The organism is Streptomyces sp. NPDC003379 (assembly GCF_053589195.1).
In genome coordinates, this window is sequence record NZ_JBSFRK010000027.1 from 1 (window position 1) to 19593 (window position 19593).

The following is a 19593-nucleotide window of genomic DNA, read 5'->3' on the forward strand; positions in this document are numbered from 1 at the left end:
GGCGCCCCCGCGGGCGGGGGTCCTTTCGGGGCGGGGGGGGGGGGGGGGGGCGCCCCCCCCCCCCCCCCGCCGCGCTGTGTGCGGCCCTCGGTCCTTGGGTTGATCCCCTTCGGGGGCGGCTCGGGTCTGGTGGCCTTGATGGGGTGTGTGTGCCGTGCGTGCGCTTGTGGTCCTACGGCTTTTGAGGTCTTCCCCCTCCAAGGCCGGATCGCGGCGGCGGTACGCGGCGGGCTCACCCGCGTCACCAAAGGCCGAAGCCCCGGGCAGGGGATGGGTGGCGCTCGCGGCTGACACGAGCGGCCGCGAGCGCAGCGAGCCTTGATGAAGTAGGGAAAGTTCTACCGCGCGGCGTCTCAGGGCTATGGCTCTCGGGTAGGACTACGCGCTCACGCCCTTGGGCTGCTGTCCATGTTCGAGGTAGATCGGTGCGGCCCCTGATCGGGCTTCAATGGCTGCCAAGATCCGTCGGCCTAGCCTCGGGATCGTCCGTTCCTTGATCTCTCGGGGCGATAGGAACTCAAGCCCTTTGATCTCCTCCACCTGCAAGGCCACTCCTGCAAGACTCTCCGGCGGTAGCTGACCGCCATCGAAGAGGTACAGGACCTTGTCCCCCTCGGTTTCGCTGGGCGCCCAATCGACGGCTAGCAAACGCCCCAGAGAAGTAGTGATCCCTAGCTCTTCTCGCACCTCTCGGACGGCTGCTTGAAGGGGTGACTCACCCGTCTCGACGTACCCGCCGGGGATGTCCCAGTAGTCCTTGTACGTGGGCTCAACCATGAGGACTCGCCCCGCGGCATCAAAGAAGAGCGCACCCGCGGCCATTCGCGGATGCGCCATCTTCGCTTCGTGTTCGTTCAAGGCCATGTAGCCGAGCGTACCTATGTCAGACGACATGGAGCCGGTTGGCCAGCTCTGCCATGGGGCGGCTCGGTCGACCGCGCTGGTTCCGCACCCAGGTGAGCACAAGCTCTCGCGCAAGGTAGTGGTTCCGCACCTGCTCCGGCGCCCACCCCTCCGCTTCGAGAATCTTTGACAGGGCGTCGTCGACCCGGTTGTGTGCGCTGAGGGCGCGGGCTACTTCGAGGTTGTGCCGCGTTCGTCGCTCGGTCGGCAAAGCACTCGTATCGATCTGCGGCCCAAGGTCGACGGCGACTTGCATGTCTCCGAGTTCCGCCGACGTAGCCACACGGTGAATCGCGACGTTGGTCGGCCCGAATGCCGTCCATACGTGGTTGGCGTCGCGTCCGAGTTGCTGCGCCGCTCGGTCGGCCTCGGCAAGAAACTCACGGGTCTTGGCCCGATCTTCCGCGCGGGCTGCTGCCATCGATCCGGCAAGAAAAAGTGTTCCGTAGATCGACAGGAACTCGGGGCCAGCATCGTTGAGCCCCGGCCGGAGGTAGTCGGATGCATCGCCGACAAGCTGCACTGCGGCGTCGAACCGACCGTTGGACAGTAGGCAGTGCGCCACTGATCGGAAGAGCGATCCCGTTACGACCCCGTTGCCTGACTGCTGCGCCGCAGCCAGGCCCCTATCCGCCGCGATCCATGCAAGGTCCGTTTCGCCAACCTTGGTCAGCACCATTGCAGCGCCCTGGTAGGTCATTGCCATCAACTCGTGTGCCCGCTCACGGTCTTGGCCCTCGTACGCCTGGGCAGCAATCAGCACATCGGCAAGCAGGAGTGGCAGACGGCGAGTCGCGAATCCGTACCGCGAATCCTGGTAGGCGTCCCACACTTCTGCCACGTTGGCCCGTAGCTCGTCGAGCGGAGTCGGTTCTCCTTCTGTCACCACTCCCAAGAGCGGCGTGAGCTGCCGATAGTTCATTAGCGCGGATCGCAGCGCGGGGACGGTTCGAGTTCCGCTGTCCGTCGTCCAGTCCATGAGAGTGGGTTCGGCGAGCAAGTCACCAAGGGTCACGTCTAGCGCGTCGGCTAGTGACTTGATGACCGACAGCCGGTCCAACTCCAGCCGGTTGTTCTCGGCCTTGCTCAGCCAGTCGACCGTACGGCCGACGAGTCCGGCCAGAACTTCTTGGGAGATGCCACGGCGGCGGCGGTACCAAGCGACTCGTTCGCCGATCGTCAGGTTCGTCGTCATTCCTCGCATGGCAAGAGCGTCTCCCCATCTCCTCACGGGACCCCGGAGAGTTTTTCCGGGGTGGTGTTTCGCTCCGGTCCTAGCGTTGCTGACTACCCGAGGGGCTGTCAGCTCGAACGTGCGACGAGGGGGACACGATGGCACTGACCCCGCAGGAACAGATGGAACTGATCAAGCAGATTAAGGGCCTTGGCGACGAGGTGGCCGCGCTGACGTGCCGCGCTGACGCGGTAATCACTTCGCTTGCGTCTGCTGCTTCACGAGATCTTCGAGCTGCTCCATCCGCTCGGCGAGACGGCGCACATCCCGGCGAACCTCCGACAGGTACTCGGTGATCTGCTCGAACTCCGGGCTTCGCTTTGTCTCGCCACCCTCACCGGGCATCGCGGCAAAACTGCCTTTGCCCTGATGAGAGATCGCGTATCCGTCCTCACGCAGACGAGAGATCGCCTGCCGGGCAACGGTGCGCGAGACGCTGTGACGAGTCATCAGCTCGGACTCTGAGGGCAGCTTGTCCCCCGGGGTCAGTTCCCCGTCTCGAATTTTGCCCTTGAACTCGTCGGCGATCTGCAAGTACGCCGCACGTCCGGTGAACTCGGTCATAGCCCCTCTCCACGGTTGTTGTACCAAGTGCAGCACATCGCACCGACACGAGTCGAGACCAACCACTTGACACACCAAGTAGGACAGGTGCATCCTCGATACAGGTTGACGTACCAAGTACGTCAAGTAGCTCAAATCTAGGAGGACTCATGCGTCAGATTCCCGTCGACACGTCCGCCGCCACTGTGATGGTGGCCAAGCCTCCGCAGCCCAAAGTCAAAGACCGCCGTACCGGTGAGGTCGCCACCGACGCCGACACGGGCGCGACACTGATGACCGTTGAGGTCATGTTCTCCGTCAACGACGACGTCGAGCTTCTGTCCGTCACCGTTCCCGAGCCGGGCGTCACTGGTGAGCTGGTGATGGGCACGCTCGTCGCGCTGACCGGGCTGACTGCCCGCCCGTGGGAAAACGACTTCGGCAACGGCAAGCGGCACGGCATCTCCTTCCGCGCGGTCGCGGTTACCTCGCTGGCCGCGGGTGTCTCGAAGCCGAAGGCTGCCTGATCATGTGGTGGCTGTTCGCTTCCGTGCTGCTGGTCGTCGCTGCCGCGGGTCTTCTGCGGTGGCGGCGCCCCGCCTGGTACTGGATGAGCTTCGGGATCGTCTTCACGGTGGTGCGTATCCGGCTGCGATACGCGGATGTGATGGAGGCCTGTCACCTGACGATGCCTGCGTCCCGGTTCCGGCTGGCCATGGCGCGGATGTTCAAGCGGGAGGTTCCCCGTCAGAGGGTGCCGCGGCTGCTGTGGCTGCGTCCGACCCGTACAGGGGTGAAACTGCGGATCGGGATGTGGCCGGGGCAGGATGCGTTCGAGTTCTCGGCCGCTGCCGACCGGTTACGGCACTCCTTCGCGGTCCATCAGGTCATCTCGCGGGAGATCAAGCCGGGCGTCATCGAACTCACACTGACCGGCTTCGATGTCCTCAAGCACGTGCACATGCCGATCAAGACGGACCGCGCCCTGTTGAAGATCCCGGTGGCGCTGGTCGAGGACGGCTCGGTGCACTACCGCGACTACCGCGAGACGCCGCACTCGGTGACCGCTGGCGCTACGCAGTCGGGCAAGTCTGTCTTCCAGCGCACCGTGATCAAAGAACTCGCCTCGCAGCCGGTGGCCCTGGTCGGTATCGACTGCAAGAAGATCGAGCTGGGCCCGTTCGCGCGCCGCTTCTCCGCGCTGGCCGACAACCGCGACGACGCCGCCGATCTCCTTCAAGCGCTCGTGGGGCGGATGGAGAACATCTACGAACTCATCCGCTGTGAGCAGCGGATCAGCGCCGATACTCCGGATGCGGAGATCGCCGCGAACATCTGGGACCTCCCCGAAACCCTGCGCCCGGTCCCCGTCGTGATCACTATCGACGAGATCGCCGAACTCGCCATGAGTACCAAGCGCAATGATCCGCGACGGGACCGGATCATCACTGCTCTGGTCCGCCTGGCACAGCTCGGCCGCGCGGCGGGCATGTTCCTCGACATCTACGGGCAGCGCTTCGGTTCCGAACTCGGTGACGGCATCACCATGCTCCGCGCTCAGCTCACGGGCCGGATCGTGCACCGGGTCAACGACGAGTCGACCGCCAAGATGACGTTCGGGGACATTTCCCCGCATGCGGTGTTCGCCGCCACGCAGATTCCCAACACGCGCCGTGGCATGGCCATCGTCGGCTACTCCACCGGTGAGTGGAACCGCATCCGCACCCCGCACACCTCGATGCGCGCGGCCGTGTCTGCATGCAACAAGTACGCGCATCTCACCCCGGATCTTCCGGAACTGGACCGCTTCCGGCCGCTCGTTGACGCCGATCTCAAGGTGCCCGCAGCCGTCGTAGAAGCTGCCTGATCTCTTCCCGCTCCACCGGTCGGCGTGACCGCCTCGCGCCATGTCCCTATCCCGCCCATGCCCAGAGCTGAAGGAGCGAGCCATGTGTGAGCACACGGAGGACCTCCGCCGCACGCTGGCGCTACTCACCGCCCTGATCCGCTACGTGCATCGTCCCGGCGCTGATGAGGAGTTCCGGGCGGTGGTCGGCCCCGCTTTGGCGGCTTCGCTGCCCCCCGGTCTCCTGCCGCCCGGCTATGACCCCACGGAGGGCCCCCACTACCCCGACCAGGAGTGGTGACCGTGGCTGCCAAGAGGACCACCGCCCGTAAGCCGATACCGCCCAAGTGCCCGGACTGCAAGGGCAAGGGCGAGATCACCGAAACCGTCCGCGTCGGCGCCCGCAAGGGACGCGCGACCGCCGATCAACAGGCCGCCCTGTGCCTCACGTGCTGGGGCAGCGGCGAAGCCCCCACCAACTGATCACCGCCGGGACGGGGCGGCCGGACACGCATCCCCGCCCCGTCCCGGCTCCAATCCCGCGAAGGAGGTGAAGACATGGCCCGCTCGATCCGCCCGGATGCCGTACTGATCCAAGCCGTGATTGCTGGTGCGCTGTCCTTCGCCCACCTGCACGACCTGGCAGCCGCGGCCGGACAGACCGGCTGGAAGGCATGGGCCTACCCCATCTCCGTGGATCTGCTCCTGGTGGCCGCGTGGCGACGTCTGCGCCATGACGGCTCATCCCGCCTCGCCTGGTGCTGGTTTTTGATCGCCCTGGTTGCCTCGCTGGGCGCCAACGTCGCCACCGCCGGATTCCTCGACCTGGGACACCCGCCCGCCTGGCTGCGCTTCACGGTCGCCGGATGGCCTGCGCTCGCATTCCTTGGCGGCACGTTCCTCGCGCACTCGCCGCCTGCTGCTGAGGACCGGGTGCCGGTTCCGCCTGTACCCCAACCCGACCCCGCCCCGGAGCCGGAACCTGTCCCGGCCCCCGCTGCCGAGAAGGCCCCGATCCTGCCCGCCATCGCCCCTGCGCCGCCGGTCCCGGCCGCGCTGGTCGACCACGCCCGCAAGGTCGCCGACGACCACCAGATCCGTACCGGCACCCGGATCGACACCGACACCCTGCGTGCCCGCCTCGGCGTCCCGGCTCCCATGGCCGACGCCATCGCCGCCCAACTCACCTGACCTGAAAGGAGCACCACTCATGGGCCTCTACCGGATCTTCCGCGAACTGCGCCGCGTCGGCAACGTCACCGTCGGCACCGCGCACGGCAAGCGCGGCCACATCGCCTACGTCGCCGCCTGCGCCACCGAGGACTGCGGCTGGTCGGCCGAATACGAGAACTCCGCCGCCGCCATGGTCGCTGCCCAGGGCCACCGCTGCCGCGTCCGCTGACCCCAAAGGAGACAGCCTCATGTCTGTTCCGCTGTGGTTCTTCATCGCCTGCCTGGGCCTGGTCGGCATCAAGCTCGTCCGCCCGCCCTGGTGGCTCGTGATCGTCCTGCTGCTGGGCGGCTACCTCCTGGCCGACAGCCTCCTTGCCCCCGCCATCGACACCGCCACCACCACCAAGTGAAAGGAGACCAGCCCATGTTCGAGCCCCGCATCCCGATCAACCCGACCCCGACCGGCGAGATCATCCCGGTCATCACCACCGCGGCACTGCCCGACCACCGACACGCCCCCACCGCGTGCTTCTGCCGCAACCAGACCCCCGCCCCGGACCCGGTCGCGGTGTCCTCCCGCCCGACCGTGCAGATCACCCCCGGCAGCGCCCTCGCCCTCGTCGGCGCCGGTACCGCGGTCGTCCTGGTCGTCGGCGCGGTGCTGGTCTCCCTGCTCCTGGCGGTCGCCATCACCGCCGCCTCGCTCGCCGTGTGCGCCCTGGTGATCCGCTCCCTGCTCACCCCCGACCGCAAGAGCCGCTGACACGGCCCCCGGGCGGCCTCGATACCGCCAAGCATCCGCCGCCCGGGAGCCGTGCCCCTACCCGATCTCGCAACCGGAAGGAACCTCCATCATGACCGACCGCACCCGCCCCGCGCCGCGGATCTGCCCGGCCTGCGACGGCTTCGCCACCGTCGCCATCACCTGTGGTGGACGTGACCGGCACGGCCACCTGCACACGGTCACCGCCCACTGCACGGCGTGCCGCGGCACCGGCACCGCTCGCATCCGCCCCGTCCGCGTCCTGGACCGGGAGGCCGCGGCATGACCGCCACCACCGCCCTGGAGAAACTAGACCCGATCACCCTTGGCGATCTGCTGAGGGTGGCTTCGGCCGAAGACTTCGACCGCTGGCAAGACCAGATCCGCCGCACCGGCGGCTGCTCCGACCCGATCCACCTCACCGGCTGGACGCTGGCCAAGGACAAGACGACCGGCGAAACCCTGCACCACTACTCCACCGACGCAGAGCCCGGCGGGCGGCTCCGTCTCGCCTGCGGCAACCGCCGTGCCTCCCGCTGTCCCTCCTGCGCCTTCACCTACGCCGGGGACACCTACCACCTCATCCGAGCCGGACTCGCCGGAGACGACCGCCGCGACATCCCCGCCACCGTCCGCGACCACCCCCGCGTCTTCGCCACCCTCACCGCCCCCTCCTTCGGCCCCGTCCACAACCGGCCCGACCGCGGCACCTGCCGCTGCGGCACCCGCCACCCCACCGACGACCCCGCCCTCGGCACTGCCCTGGACCCGGCCACCTACGACTACACGGGCGCGGTCCTCTTCAACAACCATGCGGGCAACCTGTGGATGCGCTTCACCACGCGCCTGCGCCGTGAGATCGCTGCCCGGGCCGGACTCACCCAACGCGACCTGAAGGAGTGCGCTCGCCTCTCCTACGGCAAGGTCGCAGAGTTCCAAAAACGCGGCGCTATCCACTTCCATGCCGTGATCCGCCTCGACGGACCCGACGGACCCGACACCCCACCCCCGTCATGGGCCAGCGTCGCCCTGCTCACCGACGCCATCCATGCCGCCGCCACACACCCGTACACCTCAATCTCCGTGCCCGCCGCCGACGACCAACCCGCGCGCACCTTCCGATGGGGCCGACAACTCGACGTACGCCCGGTCAAGGCCTTCGGGAACGGCTCCGACATCACGGAGCAGGCCGTGGCCTCCTACGTCGCCAAGTACGCCACCAAAGCCGCGGAGAACACCGGCACCCTGGACCGCCGCATCGGCGAACTCGCCGAACTCGACCACCACGGCGTCCCGGACCATGCCCGCCGCCTGATCGAAGCGTGCAGGCTGCTTGATCCCCTCTACCCGGACCGCCGCCTCTGGGCCTGGGCCCACATGCTCGGCTTCCGCGGCCACTTCTCCTCAAAGTCCCGCCGCTACTCCACCACCCTGGGCGAACTCCGACAGGCACGCGCCGACTACCGCGCCACCCAAGAACGCCAAGCCCTCGGCCTCGACGACCGCGAACCGGACACCGTCCTCGTCCTCGCCGACTGGCAGTACGCCGGACACGGCCACACCCCCGGCGAATCCGCCCTCGCCGCCACCATCGCCCGGGATCTCCAGCACAACCGCGACACCGCACGCGAAGCACTGCACGACCAACGCGCCTCGGAAGGAGCCGCAGCATGACCACGGCAGTAATACAGCGGAAGTGGCACACCACGGCAGAGGTCGCCAAGATGCTCGGCTACGGCCTCTCCAAGACGAAGATGCTTGTGTTGACCGGCGAGATCCGTTCCATCAAGGACGGCCGCAACCGCCGCATCCTCCCCCGCTACGTAGACGAATACGTCGAACGCCGTGCCCGCGAGGCCGAAGGAGTGATGGCATGAGCGGCAAGCGCGGCAACGGTGAGGGTTCGATCTATCCGTACAAGAACGGCTTCGCCGCCTACGTCTGGGTGACCAAGCCTGATGGCAAGCGGGCCCGGAAGTACGCATACGGCAAGACACGCGAAGAGGTTCATGAGAAGTGGTTGAACCTCCACGCGGAAGCCAAGAGGGGGCCTGTCTCCACTCGGCACCGCACCGTGTCCGCCTTCCTGACCTACTGGCTCGACTCGATCGTTAAGCCGAACCTCGCCCCGCTCTCCTACGTCTCGTACGAGGGCTGCGTACGCCTCTACATCGCTCCCTACCTTGGGGCGAAGCGACTGGACCGGTTGACCGTCCGGGACGTGCGGGAGTGGCTGACCAAGCTGGCCACCGTCTGTCAGTGCTGCGCTCAGGGCAAGGACGCTAAGCGGGCCCCGGCTCGCCGTAAGTGCTGCGCGGTCGGGGAGTGCTGCGAGGCCTACCCGTCCCGTCGGGTTATCCAGGCTTCCCGCGACGCCCTGAGGGCGGCCCTGACGCACGCGGTATCCGAGGAAGAGATCAGTAAGAACGTCGCCTCCCTGGTGAAGGTGCCCAAGCCGCGCCGCCGCCGCATCAAGCCGTGGTCCGTCGCGGAAGCCGGTCAGTTCCTCACCGACGCTGCGGCACGGGATGATCACTTGTTCGCCGCATGGATGCTGGTGCTCTGCCTCGGCCTGCGCCGCGGTGAGGTCTTGGGCCTGACATGGAAGTCCGTCGACTTCGAGAACGGTGAGCTGTACGTCGACCACCAAATCCAGCGCGCCGGGCGCCAGATCCTGCACCGTGAGACCAAGACGGAGGACTCGGACGACTTCCTGCCCCTGCCCGCGCTGTGCCTGAAGGCTCTCCGGATGCGCCGCGCCCAGCAGGAAGGGGACCGCCGCGCCGCTGGCGACGCTTGGCAGGACGGTCACGGCCTGATCTTCACGACGAAGTACGGCACCCCGATCGAACCGGGCAACATGACCCGGATGTTCGCGCTCCGGGCTCGCCGCGCCGGTCTGCGTGTGATCCCGCTGCGGAACACCCGGCACACATGCAGCTCGCTCCTGGTCGCCCTGAAGGTGCACCCGAAGGTGGCGCAACGCATCCTTCGGCACTCACAGATCGCTATGACGATGGAGGTCTACGCGGAGGCGAGCGAGGAAGAGGTGCGCTCGGCACTCGATCAACTGTCCGGCGCGATGGACGGCAGCGGTTAACGCGGTTGCGGTACTTCGCTGCTGTATGGGTAACGCAAGAGGCCCCCGGATGATCTCCGGGGGCCTCTTACCTGTGTGCACTCGGCAGGATTCGAACCTGCAACCTTCTGATCCGTAGTCAGATGCTCTATCCGTTAAGCTACGAGTGCTTGTGCCTTGCGCTTCTGGGGTTTTTTCTGCCCCGTCGGCGTTGCGAGAACAACATTACATGACCTGCGCCGTGAGGCGAAATCCGTTTCCCATACCTGCTCTGAGCTGGGCAAACGCGCTCCGGACCGCCGGTCGGCCGACCTCAACCCCGGGCCTGACCCAGGTCTGATCCAGACCTGACCCCGCCCCCTGGCCGCCCCCAGAACGACCGAAGCCCCGGTCGAGGACGACCAGGGCTTCGGGCTCACAGCGCGGAGGCGGAGGGATTTGAACCCTCGATGGGCTTGAAGGCCCAAACCGCATTAGCAGTGCGGCGCCATAGACCGGACTAGGCGACGCCTCCAGCTTTCACACCCTGCGCGAGCGCGGGGGTGCGTGCAGATGATGACACAGCCGGGCGGCGTGCCACCAATCGCGTCCTCCACGGTACTAGTCCCGCGGCCCCCAGAGCAAAGCGTTGCCCCGCCCCCGCAACGTCACGCCGCGGACAGCGTTAAAGGCTGTGGATCCACCCGTGGGTCCGCCCCGTATGGGTCCCCCCATACCGCCGCTATCGCCGCTACCGCCGATCCCGTGGAGCCCACATGCTGCGCCGCCTCATCCTCACCGCCGCCGCCTCCGCCGCCGCGCTCTCCGCCGCGCCCCTCACCGCGCACGCTGACACGCACACCGTCCCGCCAGCCGTCACGCCGGCCGTCACGCCCGCCGAAGCCCCGACCGACCGGCTCACGATCACCGTGACCGACTCGGGAGGCGACGGCGAGGGAACGTACGAACTGAGGTGCCACCCCACGGGCGGCACGCACCCGGCCGCGAAGGCCGCGTGCGCGCGCCTCGACGAGGTGACGGTCTACGGGACCGACCCCTTCGCTCCCGTGCCGGCCGGCGCGATGTGCACGCGGCAGTACGGCGGTCCCGCCACCGCGCACATCAAGGGGACCTGGCAGGGACGGCCCGTCGACGCGACGTACACCCGCGGCGACGGCTGCGAGATCTCGCGCTGGGACCGCCTCGCTCCGGTGCTTCCCCGCACCTCGTGATGACCGGTGGGGCCGCCGTCTCCTATGCGGTGGCCTCCACCCGCCCGTGACCAGGCGGTACTGAAAACTCACATCTTCTGCGTGCGACCTCCCTCTCATCCGGCGTCGCGCGGGTAACCACTCCCCGTAGACTCCCTCCCGTGACACGCCACGGGCCGAGGGGCAAGATGGTCTGAGCGAGTCGGCAAGCAGCGGTAACCAGGGAGGAAGCGTCGTCGTGAGCAGCAGGCCATCCCGAGGCGCTGCTCGCCTCGCAGCCATACTCGACGCGCTCCCGGACGCGCTGGTGCTGGTCAACGCCAACGGCACCGTCGTGAACGCCAACGCGATCGCGCTGGAGGCGTTCGAGACACCGGGCACCGCACTGGTCGGGCGTGGTCTGCTCGATCTCCTGCCGGAGTTCGACTCCCGGCTCATTCCCGGGTCCATGCGGCGCCCGGACACCATCGACGAGCGCGGGCGGACCAAACCCACGCGCATGACCGCGCGGCGCACGGACGGCACCGAGTTCCCCGTCGAGGTCACCAGCTCCCCGCTGGAGGACGGCAGGCACGCGTACGACAACCACGGCTACACCGGCGACGAACTGCTGATGCTCGTCGTACGGGACCTTTCGGGCACCGTGGACACCGAGGCCGAACTCGCGCGCTCCCAGCGGCAGACCGAGATGATCCTGCGGGCCGCGGCCGAGGGCGTCGTCGGTACGGACACCGACGGACGGGTCGTACTCGTCAACCCGGCCGCCGCGCAGATACTGGGCTTCCGGGCGAGCGACCTCGGCGGGCAGGAACTGCACCCGCTGGTCCTCCACTCGCGCGCCGACGGCGAACCCTTCCCCTACGAAGAGTCGCCGCTCGCCGACACACTCCGCTCCGGGCGCAAGCACCGGGTGCGCGGCCAGGTCCTGTGGTCCAAGAGTGGCGCCAAGGTGCCGGTCGACCTGACGACGTCACCGGTGCGTGACGGGGACCAATTGGTCGGCGCGGTGATGACGTTCACCGACCGCAGGCCCTACGACGAGCTGGCCGAGAAGCACGAGGCCGCCCTCGCGCGGCACGCGGAGGAGCTCCGCGCCGTCGCCGAGCAGCGCGCCGAGGAGATCAAGGCCGCCGAGGAGCAGCGCGCCGAGGAACTAGCCGCCGAACAGGAGCGGTACGCGGCACTCGCCGAGCGCGAGAAGGACCGCTTCGAAGAGCTGGCCGAGCGCGAGAAGGCGCGTTACGACGCGCTGGCGACGCGGCACGAGCAGCTGCTCGCCGTCCTCGGCTCGTCCCTGCGCGGGCCCCTCGACGAGTTGCGCCGCGAGCTGGCCGCGCTCGCCGCGGACGACGCGGGCCAGTTGTGGCCCGAGGCCAACCAGGTCCTTCACCACCTGTCCGCCGGGTACGCCCGGATGACGACGCTCGTCGACAACGTCCTCGGCTTCCAGCGGCTCGACGCGGGCGACGAACAGCTGTCCCTCACGACGGTCCCGCTCGACGCGGTCGTCGCCACGGGCGTGGAGGGCGCGGTCGAGCTGATCGGGCCCGGGCGGGCCCAGTTCGCGGTGCACGCGCCGCCGATCGAGGTCGTGGTCGACGCGGAGCGGCTCGCCACGGCGGTGGCTCATCTCGTCGCGGACGTGGCGGGGATCGACGCGACGGGCAACACGCGCGCGGGCGCCGGCGCCGGTGTCGGCGCGGCGGGGGGTTACGTCGACTCGACCATCGTGGTGGCCGCGGCACAGCGCGGCGAGGTCATCCGCATCGAGGTGCGCGGGCCCTACGCCGGCGGGGACCCGGTGCACGAACCGATCGTGCGGGGCATCGTGCGGGCGCATGGAGGTGTGCTCCAGACGCATGAGGTGCCGGGCATGAGCGGCAGTGCGTACGTTCTTGAAGTACCGATCGGGGCGGGCTCTATCGGGGCAGGCTCTACGGAGAGCCGCGGTCCGGGAGCGGGCTCTACGGAGAGGGCCGTTTCGCGGGCGGCCGCGGCCCCCGCTGCGGGTGGTTCCGTCATGGTGCCCGAGCAGGCGTCGGCCACCATGGGCGGCGGACGTCGACGGGCTCGGCGTCCCTCTGTGGACTCCTTCCTGGAGAGCGGTGTTCCGGGGGCCACGGACTCCTCCGGTGGTACGGAGACCGGGGCGCCCCCCGCGCCGACCGGCACGGGACGACGCAGGGGACGGCGCGCTACGGAGGCGACGGCGGCTACGGAGGCGACGGCGGCTGCTGCTGCGGCTCCCGGCAGCGTGGACACCCTGGACACCTTGGGTGGTGGCTCCAAGGCGGAGGCGGGCTCTTCGGAGACGGTCGGTGGCGCTCCCGGGGTCACCTCGGGTGGCGCTTCGGGCGGTACCGGGCGGCGGCGCGGGCGGCCGAGTGCCGCCGAGGGCGCCGTGGTGACGGCGGCCGAACACGCGGCCGGGTCCGCAGCGTTGGGCCAGACGGTGCCCCCGCAGGGCGTACCGGTGCCCGCGGACGGGACGGGGCGTCGCGCACGGCGGGCCGGTGAGCAGCACGCGCTGCCCGCGCTGGCTTCGGGGCCGTCGGAGACGTCCGGCGCCATGCCGGGCACGGAGCTCGCCACGGGGGGCACTGAACTCGCTGCGGTGGAGGCCGCCCATGGCGACGCCGCACGGCCCACGGGACGGCGAGCGCGACGCGCGCTGGCCGCGGCCAAGGAGCGAGCCGCCGCCGAAGAGGCGAACAGCGGACGCGTCTTCGCGCTGCCCCCGGCCATGGCCGACCGCGGCACGCCTGGCGGCACGCCGGACCAGGAGACCGCTGCCCCGGAAGCCGAGAGCACAGTGGGCCATGCCGTGGTGAATCAGCGTGCGGTGGCCGTGGACCGGGGTGTTGTGGACCGGGGCATTGTGAACAGGGGCGTCGCGGGGACGGGAGCTGCGGGGCAGGGTGTCGTCAGCCCCGGTGGCGCGGGCCAGGGAGCCGCAGGCCAAGGAGGTGGGGGCAGTCATGCCGTCGCCGGGCCGGGCACTGCCGGTCAAGGTGTCGTCAGCCCAGGTGGCGTGGGCCAAACGAGCGTAGAACAGACGGGCGTAGACCAGACAGGCGTAAACCAGACAGGCGTAAACCAGACAGGCGTAAACCAGACGGGCGTACGCCAGGGGACCGCAAGCCAGGCCGGTGTCGGCCGGCGCGTCGCCGGGCCGGGCGCTGCCGGGCAGGGCGTTGTCAGCCCGGGTGGCCTCGGCCGGACGGGCGTAGATCAAGAGGCCGCAGGCCAAGGCCCGGCCGGACATGCCGTGGTGAACCAGGGTGCTGTACGCCAGGGCTCCGTCAACGCGGGCACCCCCGGAGGGACGTACCCGGCCGCTCAGGGTGACACCGGGCAGCACGCCACGGCCCCGCACAGCTCGGCCACGCACGGCACGGCCCCGCACAACGCGGGCGAGGACCACACTCCGCCGCAGCCGCACCCCGCTCAGGCTCCGACAGGCCGCCGCCGCTCCCGCCGACCGGTCACCGCCAACCCGGCGGCTCCGGAGAGCCCCGCGGCTACCTCGACTGGCCCGGCGGCCCCGCAGACCCCCGGCGTCCCGCAGACTCCGGCTGGCCCGGCAGTGCCAGGCCGAGGAACACCCGCCCAAGGGACCCCGGCCGCACCTCGCGCCCAACAGAGCCGCCAGTCCGCCGAGCCCGGACCACTGCCTGGGCCACTGCCCGCGCCGCAGCCCTGGCCCGACGGCACCACGCCGGCCGGCGGCACTCCCGCACAGGGCGTTCCGACGCCCCCCGGGGGCTCCGCGCTCCCGCCCGAGCGCGCCGCGCAGGCACGGGCGCGAGCGGCCCAGCCGCTGCCCGCGGAGGCCGCAGCCGGCGACCCCAACTCGACGCAGGGACGCGCGTTCAGCGTGCGTACGCTCGGGCAGGGCGTACCGTTCGGCCAGCAGCTCACCGAGCAGCAGAAGCAGCAGCAGCAAGTCCAGTCGTCCCCACAGCGCTCACAGCCTCCCCAGGCCCCGCTGCCGCCCCAGGCCTCGACGGGCCCGATGCCGCAGGACGGCGCCCCCGAGCCACAGCAGGCCCAGGCCGCCGCCCCGCAGTCGCAGACCCTCGGCGGCTCCGGGCGTCGGCGCAGGCTGGCCACGCCTCCCCAGCCCGCGGGCGACGAACGTCCCGAGAACTCGGCGCGCCCGCACCCGCAGTCCCAAGCACACCCCCAGTCCCGTCTCGGGTCCGCGTCCGCGTCCACGACCGAGGGCGCCGGACGTTCGTACGCAATAGGCGCACCGGACAAGAACGCGGACGAGGGCCCGGAGCCGTTGGACGGCCCCGGTGGCGCCGTCGAGGTCGCGAACCGGCCCCAGCCCCAGCCGATGGACGACGAGCTGCCGCCCGAGCCGCTGGACAACCCGCGCCGCCTCCTGGTGTGGCCCGCGCCCGACGTCACCACCCAGCAGGCGCTCAGCGACCGCGGCTACCGTCCGGTGATCGTGCACTCGCGCGAGGAGGTCGACGCCCAGATCGCGGCGTTCCCTGCGGCCCTCTTCGTGGACCCGCTGACCGGACCGATCACGCGCACGGCGCTGCAGTCGCTGCGGCAGGCCGCCGTGGCCGCCGAGGTGCCCGTGCTGGTGACGGCGGGCCTCGGCCAGGCGACACGCGAGGCGGCGTACGGCGCCGATCCCGCCGTACTCCTGAAGGCCCTCGCGCCCCGCGACAGCGAGCAGCATCCGCCACGCGTCCTGCTCATCGAGGAGCACGAGGAGATCGCGCTCGCCCTGACCGCGACGCTGGAACGGCGCGGCATGCAGGTCGCGCGGGCCGCGAGCGACGCGGACGCGGTGACGCTGGCGGCGCAGATGCGGCCGAACCTCGTGGTGATGGACCTGCTCCAGGTGCGCCGCCGCAGGGCCGGAATCGTCGACTGGCTGCGCGCGAACGGGCAGTTGAACCGCACCCCGTTGGTCGTCTACACCGCCGCCGTCGACGAGACGGAACTGCCGCGCCTCGCGGCCGGCGAGACGGTCCTGTTCCTCGCGGAGCGCTCCACGAGCACCGACGTGCAGAGCCGCATCGTGGACCTGCTGGCGAAGATCGGTACCAGCTAAGAAGATCGGTACCAACTCATAGGTGCACCGATACGTGCTGTGAGCCGGGCGTACGTCAGGCGGTGAGGCGGCGGACCGCCGCCTTGACGGAGGCGCGCAGCCGTTCCCTGTCGTCGTCCTCGTCACCGACGAGGATCCGCCGCATCTGCGGCACCGCCGTGGACCAGCCGGCCAGCGCGACCACCATGAAGAGCAGATGGGGCGCGGGGATCTCGTCGCTGATCACGCCCCGGGCCTGCGCGTCGGCGAGCACGGCGACCTTGCGCTCGTAGTGATCGTGGCGCTCCCGCTCGTCGGGAAGCTCCTCCGTGCCGTACTCGATGCCTTCCCAGAACAGCAGGCGCAGCAGTTCGGGGTGGGCGGTGTGGTAGTCCATCAGCCGGTCCATCCAGGCGTCCATGTCGTCCGCGTCGACGGGGTTGGAGACGGCCATCTCCAACATGCGTTTCTCCAGGACCTGGGTGAACAGCTCTGCCTTGTTGCCGAAATAGGCGTAGATGAGCTGCTTGTTGGCCTTCGCCTCGCTCGCGATGCGGTCGATGCGGGCGCCCGCGATGCCGTACCGGGCGAACTCGGCGACCGCCGCCTCAAAAATCCGCGCCTTGGTGGCCTCGGGGTCTCTCACTGCCATGGGCACAGGGTAGGAGAACCCGTTCGGGTAACCAACCGGTTGGTTGCTTGACAGGGCGGCCGTACCGAGCGCAGACTTTTTCCAACCAACCAGTTGGTTGTCAATTTCTCACCGCTGCTCGAAGGCCCAAAGGTCAAAGGTCAAACGTCACGAAGGAGATCCACACCTCATGCCCACAGCCAGTCCGCCCCCAAGGGTCTCTACGGCCCCAGTCACCCGGCAGCCGACCCCGCTCCCCGTCCCGCAGGGCCTCTTCCTCGTCCTCATCGCCACCTGCACGGCCGTGACGGCCGCCAATATCTATATCGCCGCGCCCCTTCTCCCGCTGATAGCCCGCGACTTCGGGTCGACACCGTCGGCCATCGCGTGGATCGCCTCGGTCGCCCAGTTCGGATACGCCGCCGGGCTGCTGTTCTTCGCCCCGCTCGGGGACAGCGTGAACCGCCGCAGGCTCGTCGCGGTGCTCTCCCTCGTCACCGCGGGGGCGCTCGCCCTGGGCGCGGCGGCCTCGGGGGTCACCGCGCTCGCCGCCGCCGTCCTGGTGGCGTCCGCCGCGACGGTCGTGCCACAGCTGCTCGTGCCGCTGGTCGCCGAGCGGGCGCCCGCGCACCGGCGGGCCAGCCATGTCGCGGCCCTCATCGCCGGGCTCTTCACGGGCATCGTCGCGGCCCGCGTGCTGGGCGGTCTCGTCGGCCAGGCCTTCGGATGGCGTTACGTCTTCGTGGGCGCCGCCGCGCTCACGGTGCTGCTCGGCCTCGCCTCGGCGGCCGTACTGCCCGCCGAGAGCCGCCGCAGGTCAGGGCCGCTCTTCGCGGGCCTCGCCCAACTGCCCGGCGTGGTGCGCGGCTCCGCCGAGCTGCGCCGCGCGTGCATACGCCAGGGCGGGATGTACGGCGCGTGGAGCGCGCTGTGGACCTCGTTGGCGCTGCTCCTCACCGGCCAGGGCGGCGACGGTTATGGGATGACGACCGCGACGGCGGGGCTGTTCGGGCTCTTCGGCCTCGCGGCGAGCCTGGTCGCGCCGCTCGCGGGCGGCCTCGTGGACCGCTTCGGCGCGGCGAAGGTCGTGGCGTACGGATATGCCCTCGCGGCGGTGTCGGTGCCCCTGTTCTGGCTGGGCGAGGGGGCGCTCTGGGCCCTGTGCGCGGCGGCGGTCGCCGTCCACATGGCGCTGGTCGCCAACCACATCGCCAACCAGACCCTGGCGCTGACGACCACTTCCACCCCGGCGGTCGCCAACACCGCCTATGTGGTGGCCGGTTTCGCGGGCGGAGCGCTGGCCTCGGCTCTCGCGGGCAGCGCGTTCACGCACTGGGGCTGGACGGGCGTGTGCGCGGTCGCCGCACTGTGGCTGGCGCTCGGGTGGGCGACGACCGCGATACCGGGCCGTGAGGGCCGCGGGGCCCGGGGCGTCAGAGCTGAGTGACGTCCAGTTCCCCGTCGGCGTACTGCCGGCGCAGGACCTTCTTGTCGAACTTGCCGACGCTGGTCTTCGGGACCGCCGGGATGACCGCCCATCGCTCGGGGAGCTGCCATTTGGCGATGCTGTCCGCGAGGAAGGCGCGCAGGGCCGCGTAGTCGACGGTCGCGTTCTCCTTCAGCACGACCGTGGCGAGCGGGCGTTCGCCCCACTTCTCGTCGGGCACGGCCACGACGGCGGCCTCGGCGACATCGGGGTGGGACATCAGGGCGTTCTCCAGCTCGACCGACGAGATCCACTCGCCGCCCGACTTGATGACGTCCTTGGCCCGGTCGGTGAGGGTCAGGAAGCCGTCGGGGCTGATCACACCGACGTCTCCGGTCTTCAGCCAGCCGTCCTCGCTGAACTTGTCCTCGGGCCTGAGCAGCTCACCGCCCGCGCCGCCGTAGTAGGCGCCCGCGATCCAGGGGCCGCGCACCTCCAGCTCACCTGCCGACTCGCCGTCGCAGGGCAGGTGTTCGCCACCGGGGCCGACCAGGCGGGCCTCGACAGCGGCGGGGAAGCGGCCCTGCGTGAGCCGGTAGCGGAACTCCTCGTCCGTGCCGATCGCGTGGGCCGGCGGATGGGCGACCGTGCCGAGCGGGGAGGTCTCCGTCATGCCCCAGGCGTGACAGACCCGCATGCCGAGGCGGTCGAACGCCTCCATCAGCGACGGCGGACAGGCCGCGCCGCCGATGGTGACCTGCGTGAGCGAGCCGACGTCACGCGGTTTCGCGGTGAGCTCGGCGAGCAGGCCCTGCCAGATGGTGGGGACGGCGGCCGCGTGGGTGGGCCGCTCCGCCTCGATCATCTCGGCGAGCGGCGCGGGCTGCAGAAAACGGTCCGGCATCAGCATGTTCACGCCGGTCATGAGGGTGGCGTGCGGCAGCCCCCACGCGTTCACGTGAAACTGCGGGACGACCACCAGGGTGGTGTCCGCGTCGGTCAGCCCCATCGACTGGGCCATGTTGACCTGCATGGAGTGGAGGTAGATGGAGCGGTGGGAGTAGACGACGCCCTTGGGGTCGCCGGTGGTGCCGGAGGTGTAGCACATGGCGGCCGCGGCGCGCTCGTCCAGCTCGGGCCAGTCGTAGACCGTGGGCTTGCCGGCGAGCAGCTCCTCGTACTCGTGCACGCGCACCTGCGCGCCTGCCAGGAGTGAGCGGTCGCCGGGGCCCGAGACGACGATGTGCTCGACGGTCGTCATCTGGGGGAGCAGTGGCGCGAGCAGGCCGAGGACGGAGCCGTTGACGATGATGACGCGGTCGGCGGCGTGGTTGACGATCCACGTCAGCTGGTCGGCGGGCAGCCGCAGATTGAGGGTGTGGAGGATGGCGCCCATGCAGGGCACCGCGTAGTAGGCCTCGACATGTTCCGCGTTGTTCCACATGAACGTGGCGACCCGCTCGTCGTCCGTGACGCCGAGGTCCTCGCGCAGGGCGTGGGCGAGCTGGGCCACGCGCTCACCGATCTCGCGGTAGCTGCGGCGCTGCGGGGCGCCCTCTCCGGTCCAGGTGATGACCTGCGAGGTCCCGTGCACGGTCGAGCCGTGCCGGAGGATGCGGGTGACGGTCAGCGGTACGTCCTGCATCGTGCTCAGCACGGCGTCCTCCTGGGGCGACATCGCCTACGCGGCAGTATTCGCCTACGCGGCAGTAAGGGTTGCGGCTGATTCTGCGCGCATACCGCTTGGTA

Annotated in this window: 20 protein-coding genes and 2 tRNA genes; 15 read left to right on the forward strand and 7 right to left on the reverse strand. The window is 69.8% G+C overall.

Annotated elements, in window-relative coordinates; all coding sequences use genetic code 11:
• Nucleotides 1–378 precede the first annotated feature (378 nt).
• The 3 genes from ACWDVB_RS25065 to ACWDVB_RS25075 form a co-directional block, all read right to left on the reverse strand.
• Nucleotides 379–864 carry an NUDIX domain-containing protein gene (locus ACWDVB_RS25065; RefSeq protein WP_451517103.1) on the reverse strand — a complete coding sequence of 162 codons (486 nt, stop codon included), beginning with the start codon at nt 862–864 and terminating at the stop codon, nt 379–381.
• Nucleotides 865–883: 19 nt separating this feature from the next.
• A complete protein-coding gene (locus ACWDVB_RS25070) occupies nt 884–2098 on the reverse strand; it encodes a helix-turn-helix domain-containing protein (protein ID WP_451517102.1) in 1215 nt (404 codons plus the stop codon).
• A 234-nt stretch (nt 2099–2332) separates the two neighbouring features.
• Nucleotides 2333–2701, reverse strand: coding sequence for a winged helix-turn-helix domain-containing protein (locus ACWDVB_RS25075; RefSeq protein ID WP_451517101.1), 369 nt, complete (start codon nt 2699–2701; stop codon nt 2333–2335).
• 149 nt (nt 2702–2850) lie between these two features.
• Here ACWDVB_RS25075 and ACWDVB_RS25080 point away from each other — a divergent pair, with 149 nt between their 5' ends.
• The 12 genes from ACWDVB_RS25080 to ACWDVB_RS25135 all read left to right on the forward strand — a co-directional run bounded on the left by ACWDVB_RS25080 (nt 2851) and on the right by ACWDVB_RS25135 (nt 9562).
• Nucleotides 2851–3207, forward strand: a complete 357-nt coding sequence (locus ACWDVB_RS25080) for an SCO3933 family regulatory protein (protein ID WP_451517100.1) — start codon at nt 2851–2853, stop codon at nt 3205–3207.
• A gap of 2 nt (nt 3208–3209) precedes the next feature.
• Nucleotides 3210–4547, forward strand: a complete 1338-nt coding sequence (locus tag ACWDVB_RS25085; protein ID WP_451517099.1) for an FtsK/SpoIIIE domain-containing protein — start codon at nt 3210–3212, stop codon at nt 4545–4547.
• 82 nt (nt 4548–4629) lie between these two features.
• Nucleotides 4630–4827 (forward strand): hypothetical protein, encoded by a 198-nt coding sequence (locus tag ACWDVB_RS25090; RefSeq protein ID WP_451517098.1) that lies wholly within the window; start codon nt 4630–4632, stop codon nt 4825–4827.
• 2 nt (nt 4828–4829) lie between these two features.
• Nucleotides 4830–5009 (forward strand): hypothetical protein, encoded by a 180-nt coding sequence (locus ACWDVB_RS25095; protein ID WP_451517097.1) that lies wholly within the window; start codon nt 4830–4832, stop codon nt 5007–5009.
• A 75-nt stretch (nt 5010–5084) separates the two neighbouring features.
• Nucleotides 5085–5717: a DUF2637 domain-containing protein gene (locus tag ACWDVB_RS25100; RefSeq protein ID WP_451517096.1), complete on the forward strand. Its 633-nt coding sequence runs from the start codon at nt 5085–5087 to the stop codon at nt 5715–5717.
• A 19-nt stretch (nt 5718–5736) separates the two neighbouring features.
• Complete coding sequence (locus tag ACWDVB_RS25105) at nt 5737–5928, forward strand: mobile element transfer protein (protein ID WP_451517095.1); 192 nt, start codon at nt 5737–5739, stop codon at nt 5926–5928.
• A 19-nt stretch (nt 5929–5947) separates the two neighbouring features.
• Nucleotides 5948–6109, forward strand: a complete 162-nt coding sequence (locus ACWDVB_RS25110) for a hypothetical protein (protein WP_451517094.1) — start codon at nt 5948–5950, stop codon at nt 6107–6109.
• Nucleotides 6110–6123: 14 nt separating this feature from the next.
• The gene (locus tag ACWDVB_RS25115; protein ID WP_451517093.1) at nt 6124–6462 is read left to right on the forward strand and encodes a SpdD-like protein; all 339 of its coding nucleotides are present in this window, start codon (nt 6124–6126) and stop codon (nt 6460–6462) included.
• Between the two features lie 91 nt (nt 6463–6553).
• Nucleotides 6554–6748: a hypothetical protein gene (locus tag ACWDVB_RS25120; RefSeq protein WP_451517092.1), complete on the forward strand. Its 195-nt coding sequence runs from the start codon at nt 6554–6556 to the stop codon at nt 6746–6748.
• Complete coding sequence (gene repSA / locus ACWDVB_RS25125) at nt 6745–8136, forward strand: replication initiator protein RepSA (RefSeq protein ID WP_451517091.1); 1392 nt, start codon at nt 6745–6747, stop codon at nt 8134–8136. The genes ACWDVB_RS25120 and repSA overlap by 4 nt, the downstream gene beginning before the upstream one ends.
• Nucleotides 8133–8339, forward strand: a complete 207-nt coding sequence (locus ACWDVB_RS25130; RefSeq protein WP_451517090.1) for a helix-turn-helix domain-containing protein — start codon at nt 8133–8135, stop codon at nt 8337–8339. Before repSA ends, ACWDVB_RS25130 begins: the two co-directional genes overlap by 4 nt.
• On the forward strand, nt 8336–9562 hold the full coding sequence (locus ACWDVB_RS25135; RefSeq protein ID WP_451517089.1) for a site-specific integrase: 1227 nt from the start codon (nt 8336–8338) through the stop codon (nt 9560–9562). The genes ACWDVB_RS25130 and ACWDVB_RS25135 overlap by 4 nt, the downstream gene beginning before the upstream one ends.
• A gap of 76 nt (nt 9563–9638) precedes the next feature.
• Here the strand turns inward: ACWDVB_RS25135 and ACWDVB_RS25140 are convergent.
• Together ACWDVB_RS25140 and ACWDVB_RS25145 are read right to left on the reverse strand one after the other, a co-directional pair.
• Nucleotides 9639–9711 (reverse strand) — tRNA-Arg (locus ACWDVB_RS25140).
• Between the two features lie 253 nt (nt 9712–9964).
• Nucleotides 9965–10055, reverse strand: a tRNA-Ser gene (locus ACWDVB_RS25145).
• Nucleotides 10056–10296: 241 nt separating this feature from the next.
• Here ACWDVB_RS25145 and ACWDVB_RS25150 point away from each other — a divergent pair.
• Nucleotides 10297–10752 carry an SSI family serine proteinase inhibitor gene (locus ACWDVB_RS25150; protein WP_451517088.1) on the forward strand — a complete coding sequence of 152 codons (456 nt, stop codon included), beginning with the start codon at nt 10297–10299 and terminating at the stop codon, nt 10750–10752.
• A 217-nt stretch (nt 10753–10969) separates the two neighbouring features.
• Nucleotides 10970–15808, forward strand: a complete 4839-nt coding sequence (locus ACWDVB_RS25155; RefSeq protein ID WP_451517087.1) for a PAS domain-containing protein — start codon at nt 10970–10972, stop codon at nt 15806–15808.
• Nucleotides 15809–15863: 55 nt separating this feature from the next.
• Here ACWDVB_RS25155 and ACWDVB_RS25160 read toward each other — a convergent pair whose 3' ends face one another.
• Nucleotides 15864–16439 carry a TetR family transcriptional regulator gene (locus tag ACWDVB_RS25160; RefSeq protein WP_451517086.1) on the reverse strand — a complete coding sequence of 192 codons (576 nt, stop codon included), beginning with the start codon at nt 16437–16439 and terminating at the stop codon, nt 15864–15866.
• Between the two features lie 169 nt (nt 16440–16608).
• On the opposite strand from ACWDVB_RS25160, the gene ACWDVB_RS25165 reads away from it, so the two are divergent.
• Nucleotides 16609–17865, forward strand: coding sequence for an MFS transporter (locus tag ACWDVB_RS25165; RefSeq protein ID WP_451517085.1), 1257 nt, complete (start codon nt 16609–16611; stop codon nt 17863–17865).
• Here the strand turns inward: ACWDVB_RS25165 and ACWDVB_RS25170 are convergent.
• Complete coding sequence (locus ACWDVB_RS25170) at nt 17852–19522, reverse strand: long-chain fatty acid--CoA ligase (RefSeq protein ID WP_451517084.1); 1671 nt, start codon at nt 19520–19522, stop codon at nt 17852–17854. The two genes, ACWDVB_RS25165 and ACWDVB_RS25170, sit on opposite strands and share 14 nt — an antisense overlap.
• Nucleotides 19523–19593: the final 71 nt, after the last annotated feature.